This window comes from Embleya sp. NPDC059237 (assembly GCF_042754105.1).
Classification (GTDB): Bacteria; Actinomycetota; Actinomycetes; order Streptomycetales; family Streptomycetaceae; genus Embleya.
The window spans coordinates 688,244-708,857 of the sequence record NZ_JBHZAE010000001.1 but is presented as its reverse complement, the minus strand read 5'-3'; the positions used below and the strand labels follow the sequence as shown (position 1 = coordinate 708,857).

Annotated in this window: 22 protein-coding genes; 9 read left to right on the top strand and 13 right to left on the bottom strand. The window is 70.8% G+C overall.

Annotation, left to right across the window (positions count from 1 at the left end; genetic code table 11):
* Positions 1 to 25: 25 nt before the first annotated feature.
* The gene (locus ACFXKZ_RS03180) at positions 26 to 1,489 is read right to left on the bottom strand and encodes an aldehyde dehydrogenase (RefSeq protein WP_379995797.1); all 1,464 of its coding nucleotides are present in this window, start codon (positions 1,487 to 1,489) and stop codon (positions 26 to 28) included.
* Positions 1,490 to 1,807: 318 nt separating this feature from the next.
* Between ACFXKZ_RS03180 and ACFXKZ_RS03175 the strand changes: the two genes are divergently transcribed.
* Positions 1,808 to 2,950, top strand: a complete 1,143-nt coding sequence (locus ACFXKZ_RS03175) for an MBL fold metallo-hydrolase (RefSeq protein ID WP_379995795.1) — start codon at positions 1,808 to 1,810, stop codon at positions 2,948 to 2,950.
* A 165-nt stretch (positions 2,951 to 3,115) separates the two neighbouring features.
* A complete protein-coding gene (locus tag ACFXKZ_RS03170) occupies positions 3,116 to 4,321 on the top strand; it encodes a prenyltransferase/squalene oxidase repeat-containing protein (RefSeq protein ID WP_379995793.1) in 1,206 nt (401 codons plus the stop codon).
* 927 nt (positions 4,322 to 5,248) lie between these two features.
* On the opposite strand, the gene ACFXKZ_RS03165 is transcribed toward ACFXKZ_RS03170, so the two are convergent.
* Positions 5,249 to 5,653, bottom strand: a complete 405-nt coding sequence (locus tag ACFXKZ_RS03165) for a DUF779 domain-containing protein (RefSeq protein WP_379995791.1) — start codon at positions 5,651 to 5,653, stop codon at positions 5,249 to 5,251.
* 53 nt (positions 5,654 to 5,706) lie between these two features.
* A complete protein-coding gene (gene adh, locus ACFXKZ_RS03160) occupies positions 5,707 to 7,224 on the bottom strand; it encodes an aldehyde dehydrogenase (protein ID WP_379995789.1) in 1,518 nt (505 codons plus the stop codon).
* Between the two features lie 391 nt (positions 7,225 to 7,615).
* Here adh and ACFXKZ_RS03155 point away from each other — a divergent pair, with 391 nt between their 5' ends.
* Positions 7,616 to 9,898 (top strand): collagenase, encoded by a 2,283-nt coding sequence (locus ACFXKZ_RS03155; protein WP_379995787.1) that lies wholly within the window; start codon positions 7,616 to 7,618, stop codon positions 9,896 to 9,898.
* Between the two features lie 641 nt (positions 9,899 to 10,539).
* Here ACFXKZ_RS03155 and ACFXKZ_RS03150 read toward each other — a convergent pair.
* Positions 10,540 to 10,848 carry a hypothetical protein gene (locus tag ACFXKZ_RS03150; protein WP_379995785.1) on the bottom strand — a complete coding sequence of 103 codons (309 nt, stop codon included), beginning with the start codon at positions 10,846 to 10,848 and terminating at the stop codon, positions 10,540 to 10,542.
* A gap of 122 nt (positions 10,849 to 10,970) precedes the next feature.
* Between ACFXKZ_RS03150 and ACFXKZ_RS03145 the strand changes: the two genes are divergently transcribed.
* Positions 10,971 to 11,291, top strand: coding sequence for an antibiotic biosynthesis monooxygenase family protein (locus ACFXKZ_RS03145; RefSeq protein ID WP_379995783.1), 321 nt, complete (start codon positions 10,971 to 10,973; stop codon positions 11,289 to 11,291).
* 15 nt (positions 11,292 to 11,306) lie between these two features.
* On the opposite strand, the gene ACFXKZ_RS03140 is transcribed toward ACFXKZ_RS03145, so the two are convergent.
* On the bottom strand, positions 11,307 to 11,705 hold the full coding sequence (locus ACFXKZ_RS03140; RefSeq protein ID WP_379995781.1) for a hypothetical protein: 399 nt from the start codon (positions 11,703 to 11,705) through the stop codon (positions 11,307 to 11,309).
* 21 nt (positions 11,706 to 11,726) lie between these two features.
* Positions 11,727 to 11,906: an ArsR/SmtB family transcription factor gene (locus tag ACFXKZ_RS03135; protein WP_379995779.1), complete on the bottom strand. Its 180-nt coding sequence runs from the start codon at positions 11,904 to 11,906 to the stop codon at positions 11,727 to 11,729.
* 36 nt (positions 11,907 to 11,942) lie between these two features.
* On the opposite strand from ACFXKZ_RS03135, the gene ACFXKZ_RS03130 reads away from it, so the two are divergent.
* On the top strand, positions 11,943 to 12,158 hold the full coding sequence (locus ACFXKZ_RS03130; RefSeq protein WP_379995777.1) for a zinc ribbon domain-containing protein: 216 nt from the start codon (positions 11,943 to 11,945) through the stop codon (positions 12,156 to 12,158).
* 155 nt (positions 12,159 to 12,313) lie between these two features.
* Here ACFXKZ_RS03130 and ACFXKZ_RS03125 read toward each other — a convergent pair whose 3' ends face one another.
* From ACFXKZ_RS03125 to ACFXKZ_RS03115, 3 genes are all read right to left on the bottom strand, one after another.
* The gene (locus ACFXKZ_RS03125; RefSeq protein ID WP_379997274.1) at positions 12,314 to 12,556 is read right to left on the bottom strand and encodes a type II toxin-antitoxin system VapB family antitoxin; all 243 of its coding nucleotides are present in this window, start codon (positions 12,554 to 12,556) and stop codon (positions 12,314 to 12,316) included.
* A 117-nt stretch (positions 12,557 to 12,673) separates the two neighbouring features.
* Positions 12,674 to 13,312, bottom strand: a complete 639-nt coding sequence (locus tag ACFXKZ_RS03120; protein ID WP_379995775.1) for a restriction endonuclease — start codon at positions 13,310 to 13,312, stop codon at positions 12,674 to 12,676.
* A 274-nt stretch (positions 13,313 to 13,586) separates the two neighbouring features.
* Positions 13,587 to 14,408, bottom strand: a complete 822-nt coding sequence (locus ACFXKZ_RS03115) for an SDR family NAD(P)-dependent oxidoreductase (protein ID WP_379995773.1) — start codon at positions 14,406 to 14,408, stop codon at positions 13,587 to 13,589.
* A gap of 222 nt (positions 14,409 to 14,630) precedes the next feature.
* On the opposite strand from ACFXKZ_RS03115, the gene ACFXKZ_RS03110 reads away from it, so the two are divergent.
* The 3 genes from ACFXKZ_RS03110 to ACFXKZ_RS03100 all read left to right on the top strand — a co-directional run bounded on the left by ACFXKZ_RS03110 (position 14,631) and on the right by ACFXKZ_RS03100 (position 16,773).
* On the top strand, positions 14,631 to 14,936 hold the full coding sequence (locus ACFXKZ_RS03110) for a GNAT family N-acetyltransferase (protein WP_379995771.1): 306 nt from the start codon (positions 14,631 to 14,633) through the stop codon (positions 14,934 to 14,936).
* A 115-nt stretch (positions 14,937 to 15,051) separates the two neighbouring features.
* The gene (locus ACFXKZ_RS03105) at positions 15,052 to 15,864 is read left to right on the top strand and encodes a serine hydrolase domain-containing protein (RefSeq protein ID WP_379995769.1); all 813 of its coding nucleotides are present in this window, start codon (positions 15,052 to 15,054) and stop codon (positions 15,862 to 15,864) included.
* A gap of 69 nt (positions 15,865 to 15,933) precedes the next feature.
* The gene (locus tag ACFXKZ_RS03100) at positions 15,934 to 16,773 is read left to right on the top strand and encodes a DMT family transporter (RefSeq protein WP_379995767.1); all 840 of its coding nucleotides are present in this window, start codon (positions 15,934 to 15,936) and stop codon (positions 16,771 to 16,773) included.
* A 94-nt stretch (positions 16,774 to 16,867) separates the two neighbouring features.
* Here ACFXKZ_RS03100 and ACFXKZ_RS03095 read toward each other — a convergent pair whose 3' ends face one another.
* Positions 16,868 to 17,128 carry a hypothetical protein gene (locus ACFXKZ_RS03095; protein WP_078975104.1) on the bottom strand — a complete coding sequence of 87 codons (261 nt, stop codon included), beginning with the start codon at positions 17,126 to 17,128 and terminating at the stop codon, positions 16,868 to 16,870.
* Positions 17,129 to 17,416: 288 nt separating this feature from the next.
* Between ACFXKZ_RS03095 and trxA the strand changes: the two genes are divergently transcribed.
* Positions 17,417 to 17,785, top strand: a complete 369-nt coding sequence (gene trxA / locus ACFXKZ_RS03090) for a thioredoxin (protein ID WP_268812471.1) — start codon at positions 17,417 to 17,419, stop codon at positions 17,783 to 17,785.
* Positions 17,786 to 18,032: 247 nt separating this feature from the next.
* On the opposite strand, the gene ACFXKZ_RS03085 is transcribed toward trxA, so the two are convergent.
* The 3 genes from ACFXKZ_RS03085 to ACFXKZ_RS03075 all read right to left on the bottom strand — a co-directional run bounded on the left by ACFXKZ_RS03085 (position 18,033) and on the right by ACFXKZ_RS03075 (position 20,466).
* Positions 18,033 to 19,226 carry a PrsW family intramembrane metalloprotease gene (locus tag ACFXKZ_RS03085; RefSeq protein ID WP_379995765.1) on the bottom strand — a complete coding sequence of 398 codons (1,194 nt, stop codon included), beginning with the start codon at positions 19,224 to 19,226 and terminating at the stop codon, positions 18,033 to 18,035.
* On the bottom strand, positions 19,223 to 19,813 hold the full coding sequence (locus ACFXKZ_RS03080; protein WP_379995762.1) for a hypothetical protein: 591 nt from the start codon (positions 19,811 to 19,813) through the stop codon (positions 19,223 to 19,225). The genes ACFXKZ_RS03085 and ACFXKZ_RS03080 overlap by 4 nt, the downstream gene beginning before the upstream one ends.
* A gap of 197 nt (positions 19,814 to 20,010) precedes the next feature.
* Positions 20,011 to 20,466 (bottom strand): tellurite resistance TerB family protein, encoded by a 456-nt coding sequence (locus ACFXKZ_RS03075; protein ID WP_379995760.1) that lies wholly within the window; start codon positions 20,464 to 20,466, stop codon positions 20,011 to 20,013.
* Between the last annotated feature and the right edge of the window lie 148 nt (positions 20,467 to 20,614).

Sequence of the window (20,614 nt, the reverse complement as noted above, 5' to 3'; positions counted from 1 at the left end):
CGCGCGCGGCCCGCGGCCGCGACGGTCAGATCTGCGCGTCGTAACCCGCGGGCAGCGCGATGGACTTGGCCTCGGTGTACGCGTCGAGCCCCTCGATGCCGAACTCGCGGCCGATGCCCGAGTTCTTGTAGCCGCCGAACGGGCCGAAGAAGTCCAGGCCGAACGTGTTCACCGAGTACGTACCGGTCCGGATCCGCCGGGCCACGTCGATCCCCTTCTCGATGTCCGTCGTCCAGACGCTGCCCGACAGGCCGAAGTCCGAATCGTTCGCGAGGGCGATCGCCTGCTCCTCGTCGTCGTAGGCGATCAGCGCCACGACCGGGCCGAAGATCTCCTCCTGGGCGATCCGCATCGAGTTGTCCACGTCGCCGAACAGGGTGGGCTCGACGTACCAGCCCTTCTCCTGCGCCTCGGGACGACCGCCGCCGGCGAGGATCTTGGCGCCCTCCTCCTGGCCGATGCGGATGTAGTCGAACGAGCGCTGCTGCTGGCGCTTGGCCACCAGCGGGCCGACCTGGGTGTCGGCCGCCATCGGGTCGCCGACCTTGAGTTCGCCGACCCACGCGGCGAAGCGCTCGGCGATCTCGTCGTAGCGGGCACGCGGGGCCAGGATCCGGGTCTGCGCCACGCACGCCTGGCCGTTGTTCATGTACGAGTTCGGCAGCAGCGTGGTCGCGGTGTGCTCCAGGTCGGCGTCGGGCAGGATGATCGCCGCCGACTTGCCGCCCAGTTCCAGGGTGACCCGGGTGAGGTTGCGCGCGGCGACCTCCATGATCCGCTTGCCCGCGCCGACCGAGCCGGTGAACGCGACCTTGTCGATGCCGGGGTGGCCGACCAGATACTCGCTGACCTCGCGGTCCGCGGCGACGATGCTCAGCACGCCGTCGGGCAGCCCCGCGTCCCGGCAGATCTCGGCCAGGATGTACGAGTCGAGCGGCGTCTCGGGCGACGGCTTGAGCACGACCGTACAGCCGGACGCGATGGCCGGCGCGAGCTTGGCGGCGGTGACGAACTGCGGGACGTTCCACGGCACCACGGCGGCCACCACGCCGACCGGCTCGCGGCGCACGAGCAGCGGGTTGAGCAGACCGGTGCGCTTCTCCTCCCACCGGTACTCGCGGGCGATCTTGGCGACCGTGTCGTAGATCATCCCGGCGCCGATGGCCTGTGCGAACAGGCCCCAGCCGACCGGCGAGCCGTTCTGCGAGGCGACCACCTCGGCGAGTTCCTGCGACCGCGTCATGAAGCCGTCGCGGATCTTCTCCAGGATGGTGATGCGCTCGTCCAGGGACATCCGCGGCCACGGGCCCTCTTCGAACGCCTTGCGCGCGGCGGCGACCGCGGCGTCCACGTCGGCGGTCGACGCGTGGGGAACGCGCGCGATGACCTCTTCGGTGTGCGGCGAGACGACCTCGATCGTGTCCGTGCCCAGCGGGTCGACCAGCTGTCCGCCGATGACCAGTTGGCTGTGCTCCACGATATCCGTCATCACGGTCCTCCTCGGTGCGCACACGCTGCGCGCGGTACAGGGGCTTGCGGGTGGGGCTTGCGGACGTTGAGCAGAACTCCGACTAGAACAGATACCAGTTCGCCGATGAGGGAACAACGGATTCACGGCTCGAATGAGACTGGAGTCTCACTGGCTGACAGGTAAGGATCGTACGTGCCGGATCTCGATCTGACGACCCCTCAAATCACTGGCCCGGTGGTGTATGAGAGAACGTGTTCTATGGTGATCATCGGAGCCGGATATGCATCCGGCGGCCGTTGGGCGCCGCTTCGAGAACCGTCGAGAAGGAGGCCGCCCATGACCACCGCGTCCGATCGCCCCATTCCTCCCGTGCCGGATGCCGATGCCGACGGGTCGGCGGTGGGAGCCTTGTCGCCCGCCGCCGGCGCCGATGTGCCCACCGTCGAGTCGGCTGCCCGGGCCGATGCGCCCACCGTCGCCGATCTGGGCAACGGTGTGTGGACCGTTCCGGTTCCGATCCCGAACAATCCGCTCGGCTGCACGCTCGTCTACGTGCTCGAAACCGACGCCGGGCCGGTCCTGGTCGACGCGGGCTGGGACGACCCGGTCTCCTACCGCGCCCTCGTCGACGGCCTGGTCGAGGTCGGCACCTCGATCGAGGACGTGCACGGCGTCCTGGTCACCCACGCCCACCCGGACCACCACGGGTTGTCGGAAAAGGTGCGTGAGGTCTCCGGCGCGTGGATCGCGCTGCACGCGGCCGACGCACAACAGGTCGAGCAGATCAACGCCGCCCCGCGCGCGGCCTGGTTGCGACACCACCTGGAGGTGCTGACCCTCGCGGGCGCGCCGCAGGAGGCCATCGACGCGCTGACCGCGCTGCGGACCCGGAGCGCGAACGACGGCGCCCGGCCGCGCCTGCGCTACGCGGTGCCCGACCGGGAGTTGGTACACGGCGAACTCGCGCCCGCGCCGGGTCGGGCGGTGCGTACCGTGTGGACGCCCGGCCACACTCCCGGCCATGTCTGCCTGCACCTGGAGGACGGCGACGGGCGGCTGCTCTCGGGCGATCACCTGCTGCCGTCGATCACCCCGCACATCGGGCTCTACGACGACGCCGAGGAGGCCGATCCGCTCGGCGACTTCCTCGCCTCGCTGACACGTGTCGCGCGGCTGCCGATCACCGGCGTACTGCCCGCCCACGAGCACGTCTTCACCGACGCAGCGGGCCGGGCGGCCGAGGTGGCCCGGTTGCACGAGGTACGGCTCGCGGCGCTGCACGCGCGGCTGCGCGAGCGCTCGCTGACCCTGTGGCAGATCGCCGAGGGCATGGACTGGAACCGCCCGTGGGCGCGATTGGGCGCGCAGAACCGGCAGTTGGCGCTCAGTGAGGCCGCCGCGCACCTGCGCCACCTGGTCAAGCGGGGCCGCGCCGCGGCAGAGGCGCAGGGCGACCCGGTGCGGTATACGGCCCTGTGACTCCCGGGGTCGAGGGGGCGCCCGGGTAGGGTTGGCCGGGACTTGCGGCGGGCCTGTCGAAGGGCCTGTCGGCGGGTCCGGTCCGCGGTCGGTGCCGCGGTCCGAACCGCGATCCGATCCGATCGGATCCGCTTCGCTCCGATCGGCGTTCACGAAAGGCCATGCATGCCCTCCCCCCGACGCCGCAGGCGCGCCGCGGCGGCCTCCGTGCTCACGACGGCGCTGTTGTGCTCGGCTTGGACGGGGGGCGTGGCGTCGGCCGACACGCCGACGCCGGTGCCGACCGCGCTGTACGGGAAGACCGATCCGAGCACGGACGGCGTGTACCGGCAGTCGTTGGCGATCATGGCGCTGGCCTCGACCGACACGCAGCCGGCGCCGACCGCGGTCGAGTGGCTGCTCGGGCAGCAGTGCGCCGACGGCGGGTTCACCGCGTATCGGGCCGATCCGGGCGCGCCGTGCGATGGCGCGCGGGAGGACACCGTGGCGACCGCGACCGCGATCGAGGCGTTGCGGGCGCTGCGGACGTACGACACTCGGGTGGCGCGAGGGGTGGACTGGCTGCGGTCGAAGCAGCTCGCCGACGGCTCGTTCGCGAGTGTGCCCGGGCCGAACGCGGTCGGTGACGTGACCGCGACGGCCGCCGCGACCAGCGCGATCGTCACGGCCGGCACGTCGCCGGAACTGTTCCGTACGCCGCAGGGGCGCACCCCGACGGACGCGCTCGGGGCGGCCCAGCTGCGGTGCGACGCGCCTGCCGCGGACCGGGGGGCGTTCGCCGGTGCGCCGGGTGCCCCGGTCGACCCGCTGGTGACCGCGCGCGCCGTGCTGGCCCTGGGCTACGGCACCCAGCCGGCCGTGGCCGCCCCGTCGTTCGCGATCACGCCGCTGACCTGCCCCGGGGCCGCACCGAACCGGCAGGCCGCCGCGCAGGCCGGCGCCGCGTGGCTGGCCGCCAAGCTCAAGGCCGGCGGCAACCACCTCGGCGGCCCCACCGACTTCGCGGCCACCACGACGGCCGTTCAGGCCCTGGCCGCGACGGGCCACCCCGCAGAGGCGGGCGCGGCGGCCGACTGGCTCGCGGCGGGCGCCAAGACGATGGCCGGCAACGACCCGGTCCGCCTGGCCTCCCTGATCCTGGCGGCCGTCTCCACGGGCCGCACGGTAACCACGTTCGGCGGCCTGGACCTGCCAAGCCTCCTCCGAGACACCGGCCCGGCCCCCACCCCCACCGCCGACATGGCCAACCAGAGCAACCTGATCGACGGCCCGGAAGACCACACCCTCCGCGACACCCTCGCCGCAGTAATCGCAGTCCTCCTGGCCGCCACACTAATCATCGGCATGCGCCGAACCCGCCGAGAACCCTGACCAAGCCCCACCCCACCCACCAGCACGCCAACACCGACTCCCTCCGGCCGGGCCACCACCCACCCCGACCGAAGCGCCACCCAGGACCCAAGCAACCCACCCGAGCCACCCAGCCCAGCGGGCCCCAACCGGGCACCCCTCCACCCAGCCAGGACCACTCAACCCAGCTGGAACCCAGCAGCCCGGCCAGGACCACTCAAGCCAGTAAAGAACCAAGCAGCCCGACCCGGCCACTCAACCCAACCGACGCCCCTCCGCCCAGCCAGGACCACTCAGCCCGGCCGGGACCCCAAGCACCCAACCGCGCCACTCAACCCAACTGGAACGCAAGCAATCCGGCCAGAACCACTCAAGCCAGCTGGGACCCAAACGGCCCGACCCGGCCACTCAACCCAACCGGGCGCCACTCAACCCAGCTGGAACCCCAAGCACCCAACCGGGCCACTCAGCCGAATCGGGCACCCCTCAGCCCGGCCGGGGCCACTCAACCCAGCCGGGCCCAACCAGCCCGACCAGGCCACTCAACCCAACCGAGTGGCCCCTCCGCCCGGCCAGGGCCACTTCGACCCAACCGGGAGCCAAGCCGCCCGGCCAGGGGCACTCAAGCGGTCGGGCCCAAGCAACCCGACCAAGCCACTCAGCCCGGCCGGCGTTTGAGGCCAAGTAGCCCGGCCGGAGCTTGAGGCCGCCTCGGCCGAAGGCCAGGCAACCCAGCCCAACCTGCGCATGAGCCCACGCCGGGGACGGGCAATCCAGCCCGGCCGGCGCTTGAGGCCAAACAGCCCAACCGGCACTTGAGGCCGCCTCGGCCGAAGGCCAGGCAACCCAGCCCACCCAGCCCGCGCACTTGAGGCCGCCTCGGCCGAAGGCCAGGCAACCCAGCCCACCCGACCCGCGCGTTCGAGGCCGCCTCGGCGACAACACCCCTCAATGCCGAAGGCCCGGCAACACCACCTCCGCTTCCGCGGCCCGCGCCTCCTCGTCACTGAAGACCCGAGACCGAATCAGGAACCGCCACCCCGTGGGCGCCTCGACCGAGAACCCGCCGCCGCGCCCGCGAACCACGTCCACGGTCAGATGGGTGTGCCGCCAATATTCAAACTGCGCCGCCGACATGTAGAACGGCTGACCGGCGACCCATCCGAGCAACACGTCCGCATCACCGACCAGGAACTCCCCCCGCGGGTAACACATCGGCGAAGACCCGTCACAACACCCACCGGACTGGTGAAACAACAACGGCCCATGCTCCGCCGCCAGTTCCCCCACCAACTCGGCCGCGCCCCGCGTGATCGCAACCCGCTCGACCGCCCCGCCCTCCGCGTCCGACATCAGCGCACCTCCTCCGCCGCGACCGCCACGACCGCCACGACCGCCGTCGCGACTCAGAAGAACCCGAGCTTCTTCGCCGAGTAACTCACCAGCAGATTCTTGGTGTTCTGGTAGTGCCCCAGCATCATCCGATGCGTCTCCCGCCCCAGCCCCGAGGCCTTGTACCCACCAAATGCCGCATGCGCCGGATAGGCGTGATAGCAGTTGGTCCACACCCGCCCGGCCTTGATCTCCCGCCCGAACCGATAGGCCCGCGTCGCATCCCGCGTCCACACCCCCGCGCCCAGGCCGTACAGCGTGTCGTTGGCGATCCGCAACGCCTCGGCGTCGTCCCGGAACGTGGTCACCGACACCACCGGACCGAAGATCTCCTCCTGGAAGATCCGCATGTCGTTGGTGCCCTTGAAGATCGTCGGCTCGACGTAGTACCCGTCCTCGAAGCCCTCGACCGTCGTGCGCGCACCACCGATCAAAACCTCGGCGCCCTCCTGCCGACCGATATCCAGATACGACAGGATCTTCTCCAACTGATCGTTGGAAGCCTGCGCACCGACCATCGTCGCCGGATCGAGCGGATTGCCCTGGACGATCGCCCGGGTGCGCGCCAACGCCCGTTCCATGAACCGGTCGTAGATCGACTCGTGGATCAGCGCCCGGGACGGACACGTACAGACCTCGCCCTGGTTCAGCGCGAACATCACGAAGCCCTCGACGGCCTTGTCGAAGAAGTCGTCGTCCTCGTCCGCCACGTCGGCGAAGAAGATGTTCGGACTCTTGCCGCCGAGTTCGACCGTCACGGGGATGATGTTCTGCGAGGCGTACTGCAGGATCAGTCGCCCGGTGGTGGTCTCGCCGGTGAACGCGACCTTGGCCACCCGGCTGCTGCTCGCCAGCGGCTTTCCCGCCTCGAAGCCGAAGCCGTTGATCACGTTGACCACGCCGGGCGGCAGCAGGTCGGCGATCAGCTCGATCAGGACCAGGATGCTCACCGGCGTCTGCTCGGCCGGCTTGAGCACGACGCAGTTGCCCGCCGCCAGCGCGGGGGCGAGCTTCCACGTGGCCATCAAAATGGGAAAGTTCCACGGAATGATCTGCGCGACCACGCCGAGCGGTTCGTGGAAGTGGTACGCGACGGTGTCCTCGTCGATCTGCGAGATGGACCCCTCCTGGGCCCGGATCACACCTGCGAAGTAACGGAAGTGGTCGACGGCCAGCGGGAGATCCGCGGCCAGCGTCTCGCGGACCGGCTTGCCGTTCTCCCACGTCTCGGTGACCGCGAGGCGTTCGAGGTTCTGCTCGATGCGGTCGGCGATCTTGAGCAGGAGCAGCGAGCGTTCGGTGACGCTGGTCCGACCCCAGGCGTCGGCCGCGGCATGTGCGGCGTCCAGGGCCAGTTCGACGTCCTCGGCGGTGGAGCGGGCCACCTCGCAGAACGGCTGACCGGTCACGGGGGTGATGTCGTCCATGTACCGACCCTGCACGGGCGGCACCCATTTGCCGCCGATGTAGTTGTCGTATCGCGGTTCGAACGTGACGATGCTGTCCGGTTGGCCGGGCTGACTGTAGACCACGCGAGCCTCCGCTTCCCTTGCCGTGCAGTGGGCATGACGGACCGTCGGCGACCCCACCGGTCTCGGAAAGCGGGCCGGGCCGCCTGCGGCCGACGGTAGTCGCTCGGCCGCCGATGGTCACCGGATCCGGGAAGAAAAGCCGCGTTGTCATCGGTGCCGGGCAGCGGCATGCACGGGACTTCGTGGAGCCCACCGGCAACTCGCGCCACCAGAAGGCAAGTTGGCCACAATCACCGGATGCTATATCTAGATGTCACCTGTGACATGTGCCATTGTACTCGACGTCGTGTTCTCGATGTGGGCCGCCGATCGTGGCCCACCTGCGCCCGAAGGGCCGTACATGAGCACTCACGCACGCCGTAGAACGTGGTTTGCCACAAGCGTTCCCCTCTTGGCGCTGGTCGTCGGTGTGTTGCCGATCGCAATCACGCCGACGGCCTCGGCCGGCACCTCCCCGAACACGAACTCCCGGGTCGGGCACGTGAACACGCAGGCGGCGGCCGACCCGGGCGACGAGGTCGACCGGGTCGGTTCGCCGCTCGCCCTCGGCCCCGACCGGGGCCCGGGTCCGCTCGACGGCGGCAACGGCACGCCCACCGGCCGGGGTCCGGCGACCGACCTCCCGCTCGGACCGCGGCTTCGGACCGATGCCGCGCCGGTGCCCGGCTGTACGCTCGCCGAGTTCGCCGCGTTGTCCCCGCAGGCGCTGGCCGACTTCCTGACCCGCGCCGACGTCGGGCCCGACTGTCTGCGCGGCTTCCTGTGGACCTACACCCCGGAGCTGGGCCGGGTGTTGACGCCGGCTCACCTCCAGGCGGTACTGGCCCGGATCACCGCGCTCGCCCCGGCCTACGACGGCGGCAACGCCTCGCACCTGTACGAACTGTGGTACTTCACGCACGCCGCGCTCTACCTCGACTGGGACAACCCCGCGATCGACCTGCGCGGCCCCGCGACGGTGGCCGCGATCAGCTCGGCGGCCGACGCCTTCCGCACCGCGACGCACGCGTTCGACGTCACGCCCACCTCGGGCGCGCTGCTGCGCGAGATCCTGATCAGCATCGACGTCGACGGCGTCCGCGAACACCAACTGCCGCTGGCCGCCCGGGTCCTACGCGACATGGACGGCAGCACCGACGCGTGGCAGAGCCCCACCCGCAGGGAAGCGGCGCTGGCCGCGCAGAACTTCGCGTACCACGGCATCGCCAACGGCGACGCGGGCTACCAGGCCGCCGTCGCGGCCGACCCGGGCTACCGCGCCGGGCTGAAGGCGTTCGTCGGCTACCGACACCTGAACGTGCCGACCAGTGCCGGGCTGCTGCGCAACGCCGTGTTCGAGTACGGCCGGCTCGGCCGTATCCCGAGCCTCACGGCGGAGACCGTGACGGGCCTGGGCACCCTGCTCGCCGACACCGAGGGCTGGTACGGCCGCTTCTCGGTGCCGTGGAGCGAGGTCGCGCACTGGCTGGAGACGTACGGCGGTTGCCACGCGGCGGGGGTGTGTCGGGCCGACATCGAGGCGCAGGTCTTCCCGAACACGTACACCTACGACATGGGCGACATCGAGGTGCACACCTCACTCGACCGGACCACGGTCGAGCAGCTCTACTACGCCTCCAAGCAGGTCAAGGAGCAGTTCTTCCGCACCCTCGGCACCGACCAACCGCTGGCCGGCGACCCGAACCACAAGCTGACCGTCCGGCTCTACGCGAGCATGGCCGACTACCACACCTACCAGCCGTTCCTGTACGGCTACGCCACCAACAACGGCGGCCTGTACATCGAGGACGGCGCCACCTTCTACACCTACCAGCGGGTCGTGCCGAGGGACTCCAAGCTCCAGTTGGAGGAGCTGTTCCGGCACGAATACACGCACTACCTCAACGGCCGCTACGCGGTGCCGGGTTCGTTCGGCCAGGGCCCGTGGTACGCGGACAACCGAACCACCGCGTTCGACGAGGGAATGGCCGAATACATGGCGGGTTCGACCCGTAACCAGGGCGTGAAGCTGCGCAAGTCACTGGTCACGAAGATCATCTCCGACGTGCAGCAATACGGCAGCCGCCCGTCGGTCCGCGACACGCTGCACTTCAAGTACGACGACGCCGGCTACTTCTTCCGCTACTACGCCTACGCCGGCTCGTTCTTCTCCATGCTCGGACGCGACCACCCGGATCAACTCACCGAGATGTACACCCACTTGCGCACCAACGACGTGGCGGGCTTCGACGCCTTCCTCGACCGCATGAGCGCCCCGACCTACCAGGCCGAGTTCGACACCTACCTGGACCAACAGACAGCCGGCGTCGACACCTTGACCGTCCCGGTGGCGAAGTACACCCCCACGGCCCAACTCGCCGCAACGGGCCCGGAATACATCCGCCAGGTCTTCCACCGGTCCACATCCAACAACCCGACCTCGTGCGACGCCTTCCACGACGCCCACCCCCGCTTCACCTGCAAGGGCGCAATCACCGCCAACATCGCCTCCACCGCCCCCGGCGAGATGCACACCGCCATGGCCGCCACGATCGACTACTTCATCCTGACCCGGGCGGCAGCCGCCCTGAACAACCTGGCCGACATGAACTGCCACTTCACCGAACCGACCCCCTGGCCCAACGCCCAAGCAGCCACCTCCACCTACACCTGCGAAGGCCCCCTCCGCCCCTGACCACCCACCCCCGAACGACGGCCCCCGAGCGCTGCCCACCCCGCGCCGGGGGCCGTCCCGCGGTCGGAGCCTCCCGCCGCCGGCGACCCTCAACCCACGGGCGCACAACCGTCACGCGCCGCGTTGCCGGCCAACACCGCCCGCAACAAGTTTTCCGAAGGCGGTAGTTCGACCCCGCCACGAACGGTCGGCACGTAGTCGACCGTCCTCGTCGTACACGTCGCCGCGTAACCCACGCCCGACCCTTTGCCCGCAGAAGTGGCAACAATCTTCCCCGGAGCCTGTGACCCCCGCCCCAGTCGATCCTCCAGATCGGCGAACGCACCACGGCGCACCTCCAACCGGAGCACGGGCATGTCGTCCCGCCCGTCCCGATCCGAAACGACACAGTCCTCCCACAGCGGATCCCGCCCCGACCAGGTCTCCACCCAGGTCGGATGCGCACCGAGATCCACCCCGACGAGCGGCACCCCACACAACGTCGCACCCGCCGACAGGGGGCGCGGTGCGACCTCAGCGCGCCCGACCGGCGCAGGCAACTCCGGCGACCCGCAGCCCGACGCCGAACGGAGTTGGTCAAGCACACCATCGTCGAGGCGATGCGCTCACGATTGCCGGCCCACCCGGGAGTCATGAACCGATCACGGCCGAGGCTCTCCTCGGTGATCCGAACATCCTGAGCTCCCTCGGACAAACACATCGTGCACCTCTTCCCTGGCGCGATCGCTCGCATCTGCCGGGTTCGCCTGAAAGAACTCCCCGACGATCCCGTTCAGACCGACCGTGGCGAGGGCGATGACCGGGGCAAGTTCCGGATTCCGGACGAGCTTCGCAGCAGCGGCGAATGTGCCACCCGCCGAGATCCCGTCGGCCCCGGCACCGATCCACCGCTCCATGCGCTTGTCGGCTTCCTCCTTGGCCTTGTCACCGTCGGCCGCTTGATCGACCACAGGCCGTCGGATCACCCGCAGAGCGAGCCGCCCGATCGATCGGGTCCGGGACCGGTGGATCCTCGGTGAGGCCGGACCGGGAGGGCGTCGGGCCGGGCCTGGGGGTCGGGCAGACTGGGGGTATGTCTGTGGTGAAGATCAATGCGTTGACTGTGCCCGCCGAGATGCGGGAGACCCTGGAGCAGCGGTTTGCGTCGCGTGCCGGGATGGTGGACTCGCAGGACGGGTTCGAGTGGTTCGAGTTGTTGCGGCCGGTCGAGGGGACCGACAAGTACCTCGTGTACACCCGCTGGCGCAGCGAGGAGGACTTTCAGGCGTGGATGGCCGGGACCATGCGGGCCGCGCATGGTGGTGGCGACGGCGCCGAGCGGCCCAAGCCGGCTTCGACCGATTCGGCTCTGTGGTCCTTCGAGGTGATCCAGAGCACCGGGCCGAAGGGCTGACCCGTCCGGGGTTGGTCAGGGGGTGACCGCCTGCACGTCCAAGTGGTCGTCGAGCGCTTGGCGGCCTGCCGGGGTCACGGCAAGCGCGCGGGTCGTGCCGATGCGGGTGACCCAGCCGACGGCGAGTGCGTGGGCGCACAGCGCGGCGCCCACGGCTCCGCCCAGGTGGGGGCGGCGCTCGGTCCGGTCCAGGCACGCCCGCACCGCCGGTCGGCGCGAGCCGGGCGGCGGGACGGTGATCCCGAGTTCGGCGAGCCGGGCGGCGCCGGCGTCGGTCAGCCCCGGCTCGGGCTCCCATGCCAACAGCCCTCGCCCGATCATCGCGCCGGTGACGGCCAAGGCGACGGATCCGGCCAGGTGGTCGTAGCACGGCCGGGCACGCGCGAGGGCCTGCCGGCGGCTCGAAGCGGACAACGATCGTGGTCGGGCCGGCTGTTACGGAGCCAACGCGGCCAGGCTCTCGATCAGTTCGATCACCCAACGGTCGGCCACCCGCAGGTAGCGGTGGCGTCCGTGCCGCTCCTCGACGAGGAGTCCGCCGTCGACGAGCAGGTTCGGGTGTGAGGTTGCGGTGGAGCGTGCGATGCCGGTCCGATCGGGAAACGCTGGGAGCACGGCGAACATCGCCTGACCCGGTACTAACCTTGCCCCATGCCACGCTACGACTACCGCTGCCGCGCCTGCGACGTGACCTTCGAGGTCAACCGCCCGATGGCCGCCTCCAACGACCCGGCCACGTGCCCGGCCGGCCACGCCGACACCACGAAGCTGCTCTCCACGGTCGCGGTAACCGGCGCCGCCTCCGCCCCCCGCCCCACCGGAGGCGGCGGAGGCGGGGGCTGCTGTGGCGGCGGCTGCTGCGCCTGACCCGATCCGATCGACGCCCGGAACCCACGACCGACGGGTCCTGATACTCAACGGTCGGCGCTCCCGGTGGGACGACCGACTGCGCGGATCGACCGGTGCGGTCGGCGATCACGTCGAAGTCTCGTCGTAGTGGAGGATCGGCCGGCGGTCCGGCCTCAGGCGGTCCGGCCACCCGGGCGCTTGAGAGAACCGTCCGGGTTGCGCGGCCCGGTGCTCGCCACGACCTCGCCGAAGTCGAGTTCGCCGGCGTCCATGGCGTCGAAAAACTCCTGACGCAGGTGGCGCTTGACGGCGTCCTCCACGGCGAGGCGCACGGCCTCGGCTTTCGATTTGGTGCCGTATGTGCGCATGGCCTCGGCAACCATTTCGTCGTCGAGGTCGATGACGATTCCGGCCAGGCGGCGTTCCCTTCAGCGGCACCCAGGACTCGAAACGATACGTCCACGCGAAGGAATCGATGTCGTTTCAGCCCGGCCGAGCCGGACAGGGCCCACTTCGGCGCGAGGCTCGAACGGCTACGCGGCCAAAGGCTTCGGGGTTTCCTTGTCGCATTCCCAGTGGGCCAGGGCCGAGCGGTCGAGGAGGGTGATGCCGGCGCCGGCGGCCAGGGCTTCGGCCTTGGCGGAGAAGCAGCCGGCCGTGGTGGCCAGCAGGAGCGGGCCGGGGCGTTCCGCGGCGGCGTCGAGGGCGGAGACGAAGTCCTGGACCACGCCGCCCGCCACCGGGCCCGGGCCGTCCGCGCTGCGACAGCGCAGCACCGCCGGTGTCCCGTCGCCGCGCCTGGCGTGGACGTCCACCGCGTACGCGTCCTCGACCACCCGCACCGTCTCCACCTCGGCCAGGCCGTCGCGCTCGCACAGTTCGGCCACGTGCTCCGCGAGCCGGGCCGGGTCCATCCGGTCCAGGCGCGCCTGCGCGTCGCGCAGCGCGCGGTCGTCGCGATACTCGATCGGCTCGTCGGCCCTGGGCCGGTATCCCGCCAGCCAGATCACCGAGGCCAGCCCCGCCGCGGCGCAGATGTACACCACCATCATGCTGTCGGACTGGTTCACCCGAACACCTTCGAGGACGAACCAGACACCGATGGCGAGGAGTTCGAGCCCGGCGACCAGGATGGCCAGATTGAGGTAGGCCCTCACCGTCGTACGTGCCATGTCCGTCGTCCCCCCGGTGACGCATCGGCCGGTCGTACCCGTGTCGTTCACGTTGTCCCGAACTCGTTTCGAGCCGAACTGCCCTGATCCGAGCGGCCCGACCGACCTTCGGCCGCACCGTCGTCGTCCTGTCGCCATCCCGACGATCGGGACCCGTCACCCGGTTCCCGACTCCCGCCACAACCGGACGAGACGCGGACCACACCCGGACCACACCCGAACCATCCGACCGGACCGCGACCGCACGACAACGGGACACCCTACGAAGGTGCCCTCACGCGCCGTCCGGCAGGTTGGTCCAACCACGACCGTCGGCCCTGCCGTACCACCCACTGGCCGCCGTGGTACCGCCGTCCACCGGGATCAGATGACCCGTCACATACGACGATGCGGCACTGGCCAGGAAGAGCACAACCTTCGCGTAGTCATCGGGTTCGCCGAATCGCGCCAACGGGACCCACGAACCGATCAACGCCGGGTCGCGATCGCGCAATTTGGCCTCGTATGTCGTCTGCGGCGTGTTCGCCATGTCCGGGGCGATCGCGTTGACCCGAACCCCCTTGCGCGCCACGTCGACCGCGAGCGACTTGGTGAACGCGATGATCGCGGCGTTGTACGCGGAGTAGACCGGACACCCCGGGATGCCGCGCAGCGCCTCGACCGTCGACACGTTCACGATGCTCCCCCGGCCCCGCTCGACCATCGACGGCAACACCGCGTGCGTGACCCGCAGCACGTGTTCGAAGTTGATCGCGTGCAGCGCCCGCCACTCCTCCTCCGTACTGCGCAGGAAGGTGGTCGAGGGCCGGTAGTCGCCCACGTTGTTCACCAGGACGTCCGCGCCGCCCGCCGCGAGCGCCGCGTCGCGCAGCCGCTGCACCGTCGCCGGCTCCCGGATGTCGCCCAGGACCACCTCCACCCGCCCGCCGGCCGCCTCGATGTCGATACGCGCCTGCTCGGCCCAGTCCGCGTCGATGTCGTTGAGCACCACGAGCGCGCCCGCGCGGGCCAGCAGCCGGGAAACCCCGCCGCCGATGCCCGCGCCGCCTCCGGTGACGATCGCGACCTGGCCGGCGAGGGGTTCGGGGTCGAGCATGGGTGGTGCCTCCTCGGCGGATATGACGATGCGTCAGATCTGCGCATGTTCCCCCAGGTCGGCCACGAGGTCAACGCCGAACCCGACCCGGACGATCTTCGCCACACCCCCGACTCCGGCCCCACCCATCGAGCCCGGCGGATCGAGACCAGGCAGGATGGGGGCAACGAACGCAACCGGTGCGCCCGACCCCGTCGGCACGCACCACGACGAAGGGATCACATGGACATCAAGGTCGAGGACGTCCCCGCGCAGCACCGCTTCGAGGCCCGGGTCGACGGCGCCCTGGCGGGCTTCGCCGAGTACATGACCACCGACACCCTGATCGTGTTCACCCACACCGAGGTGGACCCGAGCTTCGAGGGCAAGGGCGTGGGCGGCACCCTCGTCCGCGGCGCGCTCGACCTGGTCCGCACCGGCGAGCACAAGGTGCTGCCGCTGTGCCCGTTCGTCAAGGCGTGGATCGGCAAGCACCCGGACTACTTCGACCTCGTCTACGACGCCCCGCCGAGCAAGGTCACCGACTGACGCCACGCCCCGACGGCCCGGTCCCGGTCCCGTACCCACCCGAACCGCCCACCCCGTCGCGCGACCCCCTCCCTCGGTTGGGCGTACGCAGGGCCTCGCCGTAGGCTCGACTCCCGTGAACAGCCTGCGCATGATCGACACCTGGCCCGTCGGGAAGGCCGCCGCGGCCGTGGTCACCCGCGATGGAGTGGTCAAGAGCGAGCACGGCCCGGTGGACGAGCCGTTCCGGCTCGCCTCGGTGACCAAGTTGCTCACCGCGTACGCCGCGCTCGCCGCGATCGAGGAGGGGGCGATCGAGCCGGACGACCCGGCCGGGCCGCCCGGATCCACGATCCGCCACCTCCAGGCGCACACGTCGGGCCTGGCCTTCGACGAGGACCGGGTGCTCGCCGGCCCCGGCCGCAAGCGCATCTACTCGAACACCGGCTTCAACCTGCTCGGCGCCACCATCGAGAAGGCGTGCGACATCCCGTTCGGGGAGTACGTGCGGCAGGCGGTCTTCGCGCCCCTGGGCATGACCGAGACCACGATCGGCGACTCCCCGGCCGCTGGCGGCGTGTCCACCGTGCGCGACCTGACCCGGTTCGCGGCCGAACTGCTCGCCCCGCGCCTGCTCGCGCCGGAGACCGTACACGCGGCCACCACCGTGGCCTTCCCCGGCCTGGACGGCGTACTGCCGGGCTACGGCACCCGGCGGCCCAACGACTGGGGCCTCGGCTTCGAGATCCGCGGCACCAAGTCGCCACACTGGACCGGAACCACCAACTCGCCCGCCACATACGGCCACTTCGGCGCGTGCGGCACCTTCCTGTGGGTGGACCCGGAGCTGGACGCGGCCTGCGTCTGCCTGACCGACCGCGAGTTCGGCCCCTGGGCCGCCGAGGTCTGGCCGATCCTGAACGACGCGGTGGTCGCCGAGCTGCGCTGAGCCGAAGCGCACCCCTTCACCCGGCTCGTCCTGCGCCGCACCGGCCGGCGCGGCGCATACCGTCGACCCGTGGTGTTCTCCGTGCTCGCGGCGCTCGCCGCCGCCCTCTGCTACGGCGTCGGAACCGTACTGCAGGCCCTGGGCGCGCGGCGGACCGCCGGCGCGTCCGGACTCGATCCCCGGGTGTTGACCCGGGCCCTGCGCCAGTGGCCGTTCGTGCTCGGCACCGGCCTCGATCTGGCCGGGTACGCCTGCCAGTTCGTCGCGCTGCGCGAGTTGCCGATCTTCGCCGTCGAGGCCGCCCAGTCGGCCAACCTCGCGGTCACCGCGGTGCTGGCCGTACCGGTCCTGGGCGCCCGGCTGCGCGGCCCGGAGTGGGGCGCGGTCGCCGCCGTCTGCGCGGGCCTGGCGCTGCTCGGCGTCTCCGCGGGGCACGAGGGCCCGGCCCACACCCACGCCGCCTTCCACTGGTCGCTGCTCGCCTGCGTCGCGGCGCTCGGCCTGGCCGGATGGGCCGCCGCCCGGCTCGCCGAACCGTGGCGCTCACGCCTGCTCGGCCTGCTCTCCGGACTCGGCTTCGGCCTGATCGCGCTGGCCACCAGGGTGCTGACCGACCTGTCCTTCCCCGACCTGCTCGCCTCCCCGACCGTCTACGCGCTGGTCATCGGCGCCGCGCTGACCTTCCTGCTGTACACGATCGCGTTGCAGGGCGGCGCGGTCACCTCGGTCGCCGCCGCGCTCGTGGTCGGCGAGACCGTACTCCCGGCGGGCGTCGGCATCGTCTTCCTCGGCGACCACAGCCGCCCCGGCCCCTACGGCCCGCTCGCGCTGACCGGTTTCGTATGCGCCGTCGCGGGCGCGATCGCCCTGTCCCGCTTCGCCGAGGGGGAGCCCGATCGACCCGGGTAAACGCGGTCGGCTCCCGTCGCCGTCGCGACGGGAGCCGACTTTCCGAGAGCACATGATCCGAACGTCACCCACCGGGACGCCCCGACCGGTCCGCTCACTCCTCCGGTTCGATGATCTGGTAGTCCAGCTCACCGATCGAGTGCGCCAGTTCGGCGGGGGTGTACACCGCGCCGTCGTAGACGAACGCGGGCTCGATCGCGGTCTCGGTAAGCCCCTCGGCGCTGGTGTCTTGCACGACGATGGCCCAGCCGATGACGGGGCACAGGACGGGCTCTTCACCGGACCTGGTCACCTCGACGTCCCACCCGGGTTCGGCCGGGGCGAGATTGACGACGCTGCGGCGGGTGTAGCGCATGGCGGGACTCCTCGGCTGCACGTGAACCGGCGGTCTGCGCCGGTTCGAACAAGCCTATGGTGCCGGTGTGACTGCTGGGGTCACGGGGCGTATGCAGCACGAAGACCCGGAATCGTCCGGCCCGCCGGCCCCGGCGTGTGCCCCCGGTCGACCGGGGTAGGTACCGGCGGAACACGCCCGGTGGATGCCGCGCGCCCGAGAGTGGTCGGGTCCCCGGGACGAGCCCAGGAATGCCCGCGACCCCGCGCCTGTTGACAGGCACGTACACGCAGCACGGGGCACGAACGTTTGGGAGGACGCATGGCCACGGTCGCACTGACCAAGGAGAACTTCGAAGAGGTCGTATCCGGCGACGGCCTGACCGTCCTGGACTTCTGGGCGGCCTGGTGCGGGCCCTGCCGATCGTTCGCGCCGACCTTCGAGAAGGTTTCGGAGGCCACGCCCGACGTCGTCTTCGCGAAGGTGGACACCGAGGCGGAGACCGATCTCGCGCAGGCGTTCTCGATCCAGTCGATCCCGACCGTAATGCTCGTCCGCGACGGCGTCGTGGTCTTCTCGCAGCCGGGCGCCCTGCCCGAGGCCGCGCTGGTCGATCTGATCAAGCAGGCGCAGGGGTTGGACATGGACGAGGTCAAGCGCAAGATCGCCGCGGGCTGACCGCCCGCTGGATCGGGCCATTCATTCCGATCCATGCCGTTTGCACCTTCGGCGCGGCAGAGGTCTACTTGAAGGAACGAGAGGGGCCCGCACGGATAGACGCGGAGAAGCGGTCGAAGTAGGGCCGCGCACCGCGCAATCAGGATCCACGAGAAGTGGATGGGCCCCTCTCGGTTCGGTAACTCCGGTTACCTGGAGCAGGCGACACGGAAGCCCGTCGGATCACACCCGACGGGCTTCCGCGCGTTCACGCCCCACCCGGCGCGGTCGCCCCACCCGGGGCCGAAGACCCACCCGGCGACGCCGTCGGCCACCCGGGCCCCGCGACCGGCCGCGCCCGCAGGTGCGCCCGCAGCGTCGCGATCTCCTCCCGCAACCGCTCGGAGCGGACCGGCTCGCTCGGGTCCGCGCGCGGGATCCGCCCCGCCACAAGGGCCAGTTGGGCCTCCTCGATCTCGCCGATCAGCACCCGGACCGGCCGCGGCCGCGGGCCGCCCCGCACCTGCCGACGGCTGTACCGCCGCGGCAACAACTCGGCCTCCACGGGTCGGATCGCCCCGGTCGCGGCCTCCTCGGCGGCCACCTCGCGAAACCTGGCCAGATAGTGCCGCCGCGCCGACCGGTACACCAGCATCGCGACCACGAAGTCGACCCCGACCCGGGCAAGCACCCCTCGCCACCCGGGCGGCAGCGGCGCGTTGAAGAACCCGTGCATCGCCATCGCCAACACCCAGCAGCCGAGCGCGACCGACACCCTCCGGGCGAGCGGCCGACCGTCGCGCGCGACCAGGTAGCCGACCCCGGTACCCGCGACTGCGCTCATCGCCCAGTGCGAACCCCACCCGGTGATCCCCACCCGCACCGCGAAGGACGCGTTCACCGAGGCGCCCGGGTCGGTCGCGCCGTCGAGCAGGATGGTGTTCAGCGCGTACAGGAGGTTCTCCACCACCTGGAAGCCGAGGCCGACCAGCGCCCCGTATACCCAGCCGTCGATCGGCGCGCGGATCACCCCGGACCCGATCAGCGCGAGTATCAGCAGGCCGCACAGCTTGAGCGTCTCCTCGTTGAACGGCGCGGTCACCGCGGCCCCCCACGTGTCCGCGAAGTCGACGCCCCGGGTCTTCGCCCAGATGTCGCCCAATCCGGTGTTGGCCAGGATCGCGCACCCGGCCGCGGCGGTCATCCCCCACACGACGCACACGATCGAGCCGGCGTGCGGCGGCTCGACGACCGGTCGGATCCGGCGGGGCAGCAGGTAACCGACGCCGAGGGTCAGCAGGAGCAGAAAGCCCGCGAGGGCCGCCGCGGCCGGGAAGACCCGTACCATGTCCCGGCATTCGTGCACGAGGACGCCGAGTCCGAACAGGCACCCCAGGAGTGCCACCCCCACGGCGACCGGAGCCGAGGGCTCGCCGGCCGGCCGGACCACGCCACCCCTCACGCGGCCTCCTCGGTGAACGTCAACGAGCGCAACACGTCCGCCACCTGTGCCCACTGCGGATCGGCGGTCGCCGCCGGCGCGAGCGCGATCAGCCGGATGGCGAAGGCGTCCTCGGGGCCGGGATAGATCACCGCCTGCCCGGTGTCGCCGTCCCGGGCCACGGTGCCGACCATGCCCCGGGCCCCGGCGTGGGCGACCAGCGGTCCCGGCACGCCGAGTCGGGCATGCCGATCGCCGACCCGGAGCGTGTCGCGCAGCCCCGTCCACAGCGCGTCGGCGTTCTCGGTCCGGGGCAGCGAGATGTACGCGACCGACAGGTCCACGTCGCCGTGCCGCAACACGAACAATCGCGAGGGGGCGGTGGCCGCCCGGTCGAGGATCCAGCCGGCGCCGACCCGGAACCACGCGCGGTGGTCGTCGTCCGGTCCGACCCGGAACACCGTGCCCGCCCGGACCCGCTTGTCGCCCGAGATCCACGAGTCGATCAGCGGCCACCCGCCGGTGAGCAGCACCAACACGGCGGCGACCGCGAGCGGGCCCCACCAGCGAGCCCGCCGCGGCCCGGGGAGGATGCGGGCGTCGGTCATGTCTCCAACGTCCGCCGAACGGCACGATTCCGCCCGACGAACATCGGCCGTCGGGCGGAATCGATCGCTCGAAAGGGTTGGCCCAGGCCCTGTCCGGCGGATCTTGGTGGATCGGGCCGCGTCGTCCGGTGCGGCGAGGTGCGGTGCCGGGCAGCGCGGACCCGCCGAGATCCGCCGAACAGGGCCCAAGCTTCGGGTCAGAGGCCGAACTCGACGGGGGCCAGGTCGAGGGCGAAGCACGCGTCGCGCACGACCGCCTGCTCGGTCTTGTCGAAGTGGCCGTCGGCGCCGCCGATCACGATGCCGATCTGGATCACCGCACGCGCCTCCGTCGGCTTCTTCTTCACCTTGGCGATGTCCTGGAGCACGGACACCTTGCCCAGCTCGAAGTCGGCGGTGAGCTTGGCCAGATAGGTCTCGAAGCGCTGTTCCAGGTCGCTCGCGGCGAAGTTGCGCAGCACGTCGTTGCTCGTGATCAGTGCGCTCACCCGCTGCCGCTCGGCCGGGTCGATGGAGCCGTCGGCCGCGGCGACCAGGGCACAGATCGCCATGCTCGCGTCCCGGAATCCGCCGCTCTTCAGCTCGTTCTTCTTCGCTTCCAGCTGCCCCTGCATCGTCTGGGCGGACTGCTTGAACTTGTCCCACAGCGCCATGGGGATCCCCCTGCCTCGCGTACATACGCGTAGATTTCGAGCCTTCAATCTACAGACTCGTAGAAGATACCCGTTGTCCGGGCACCCGCAGAATCCATTCTGCTGGGGCAGGCCGCCAAACGGGGCGGCGCCACACCGGTCGACGACC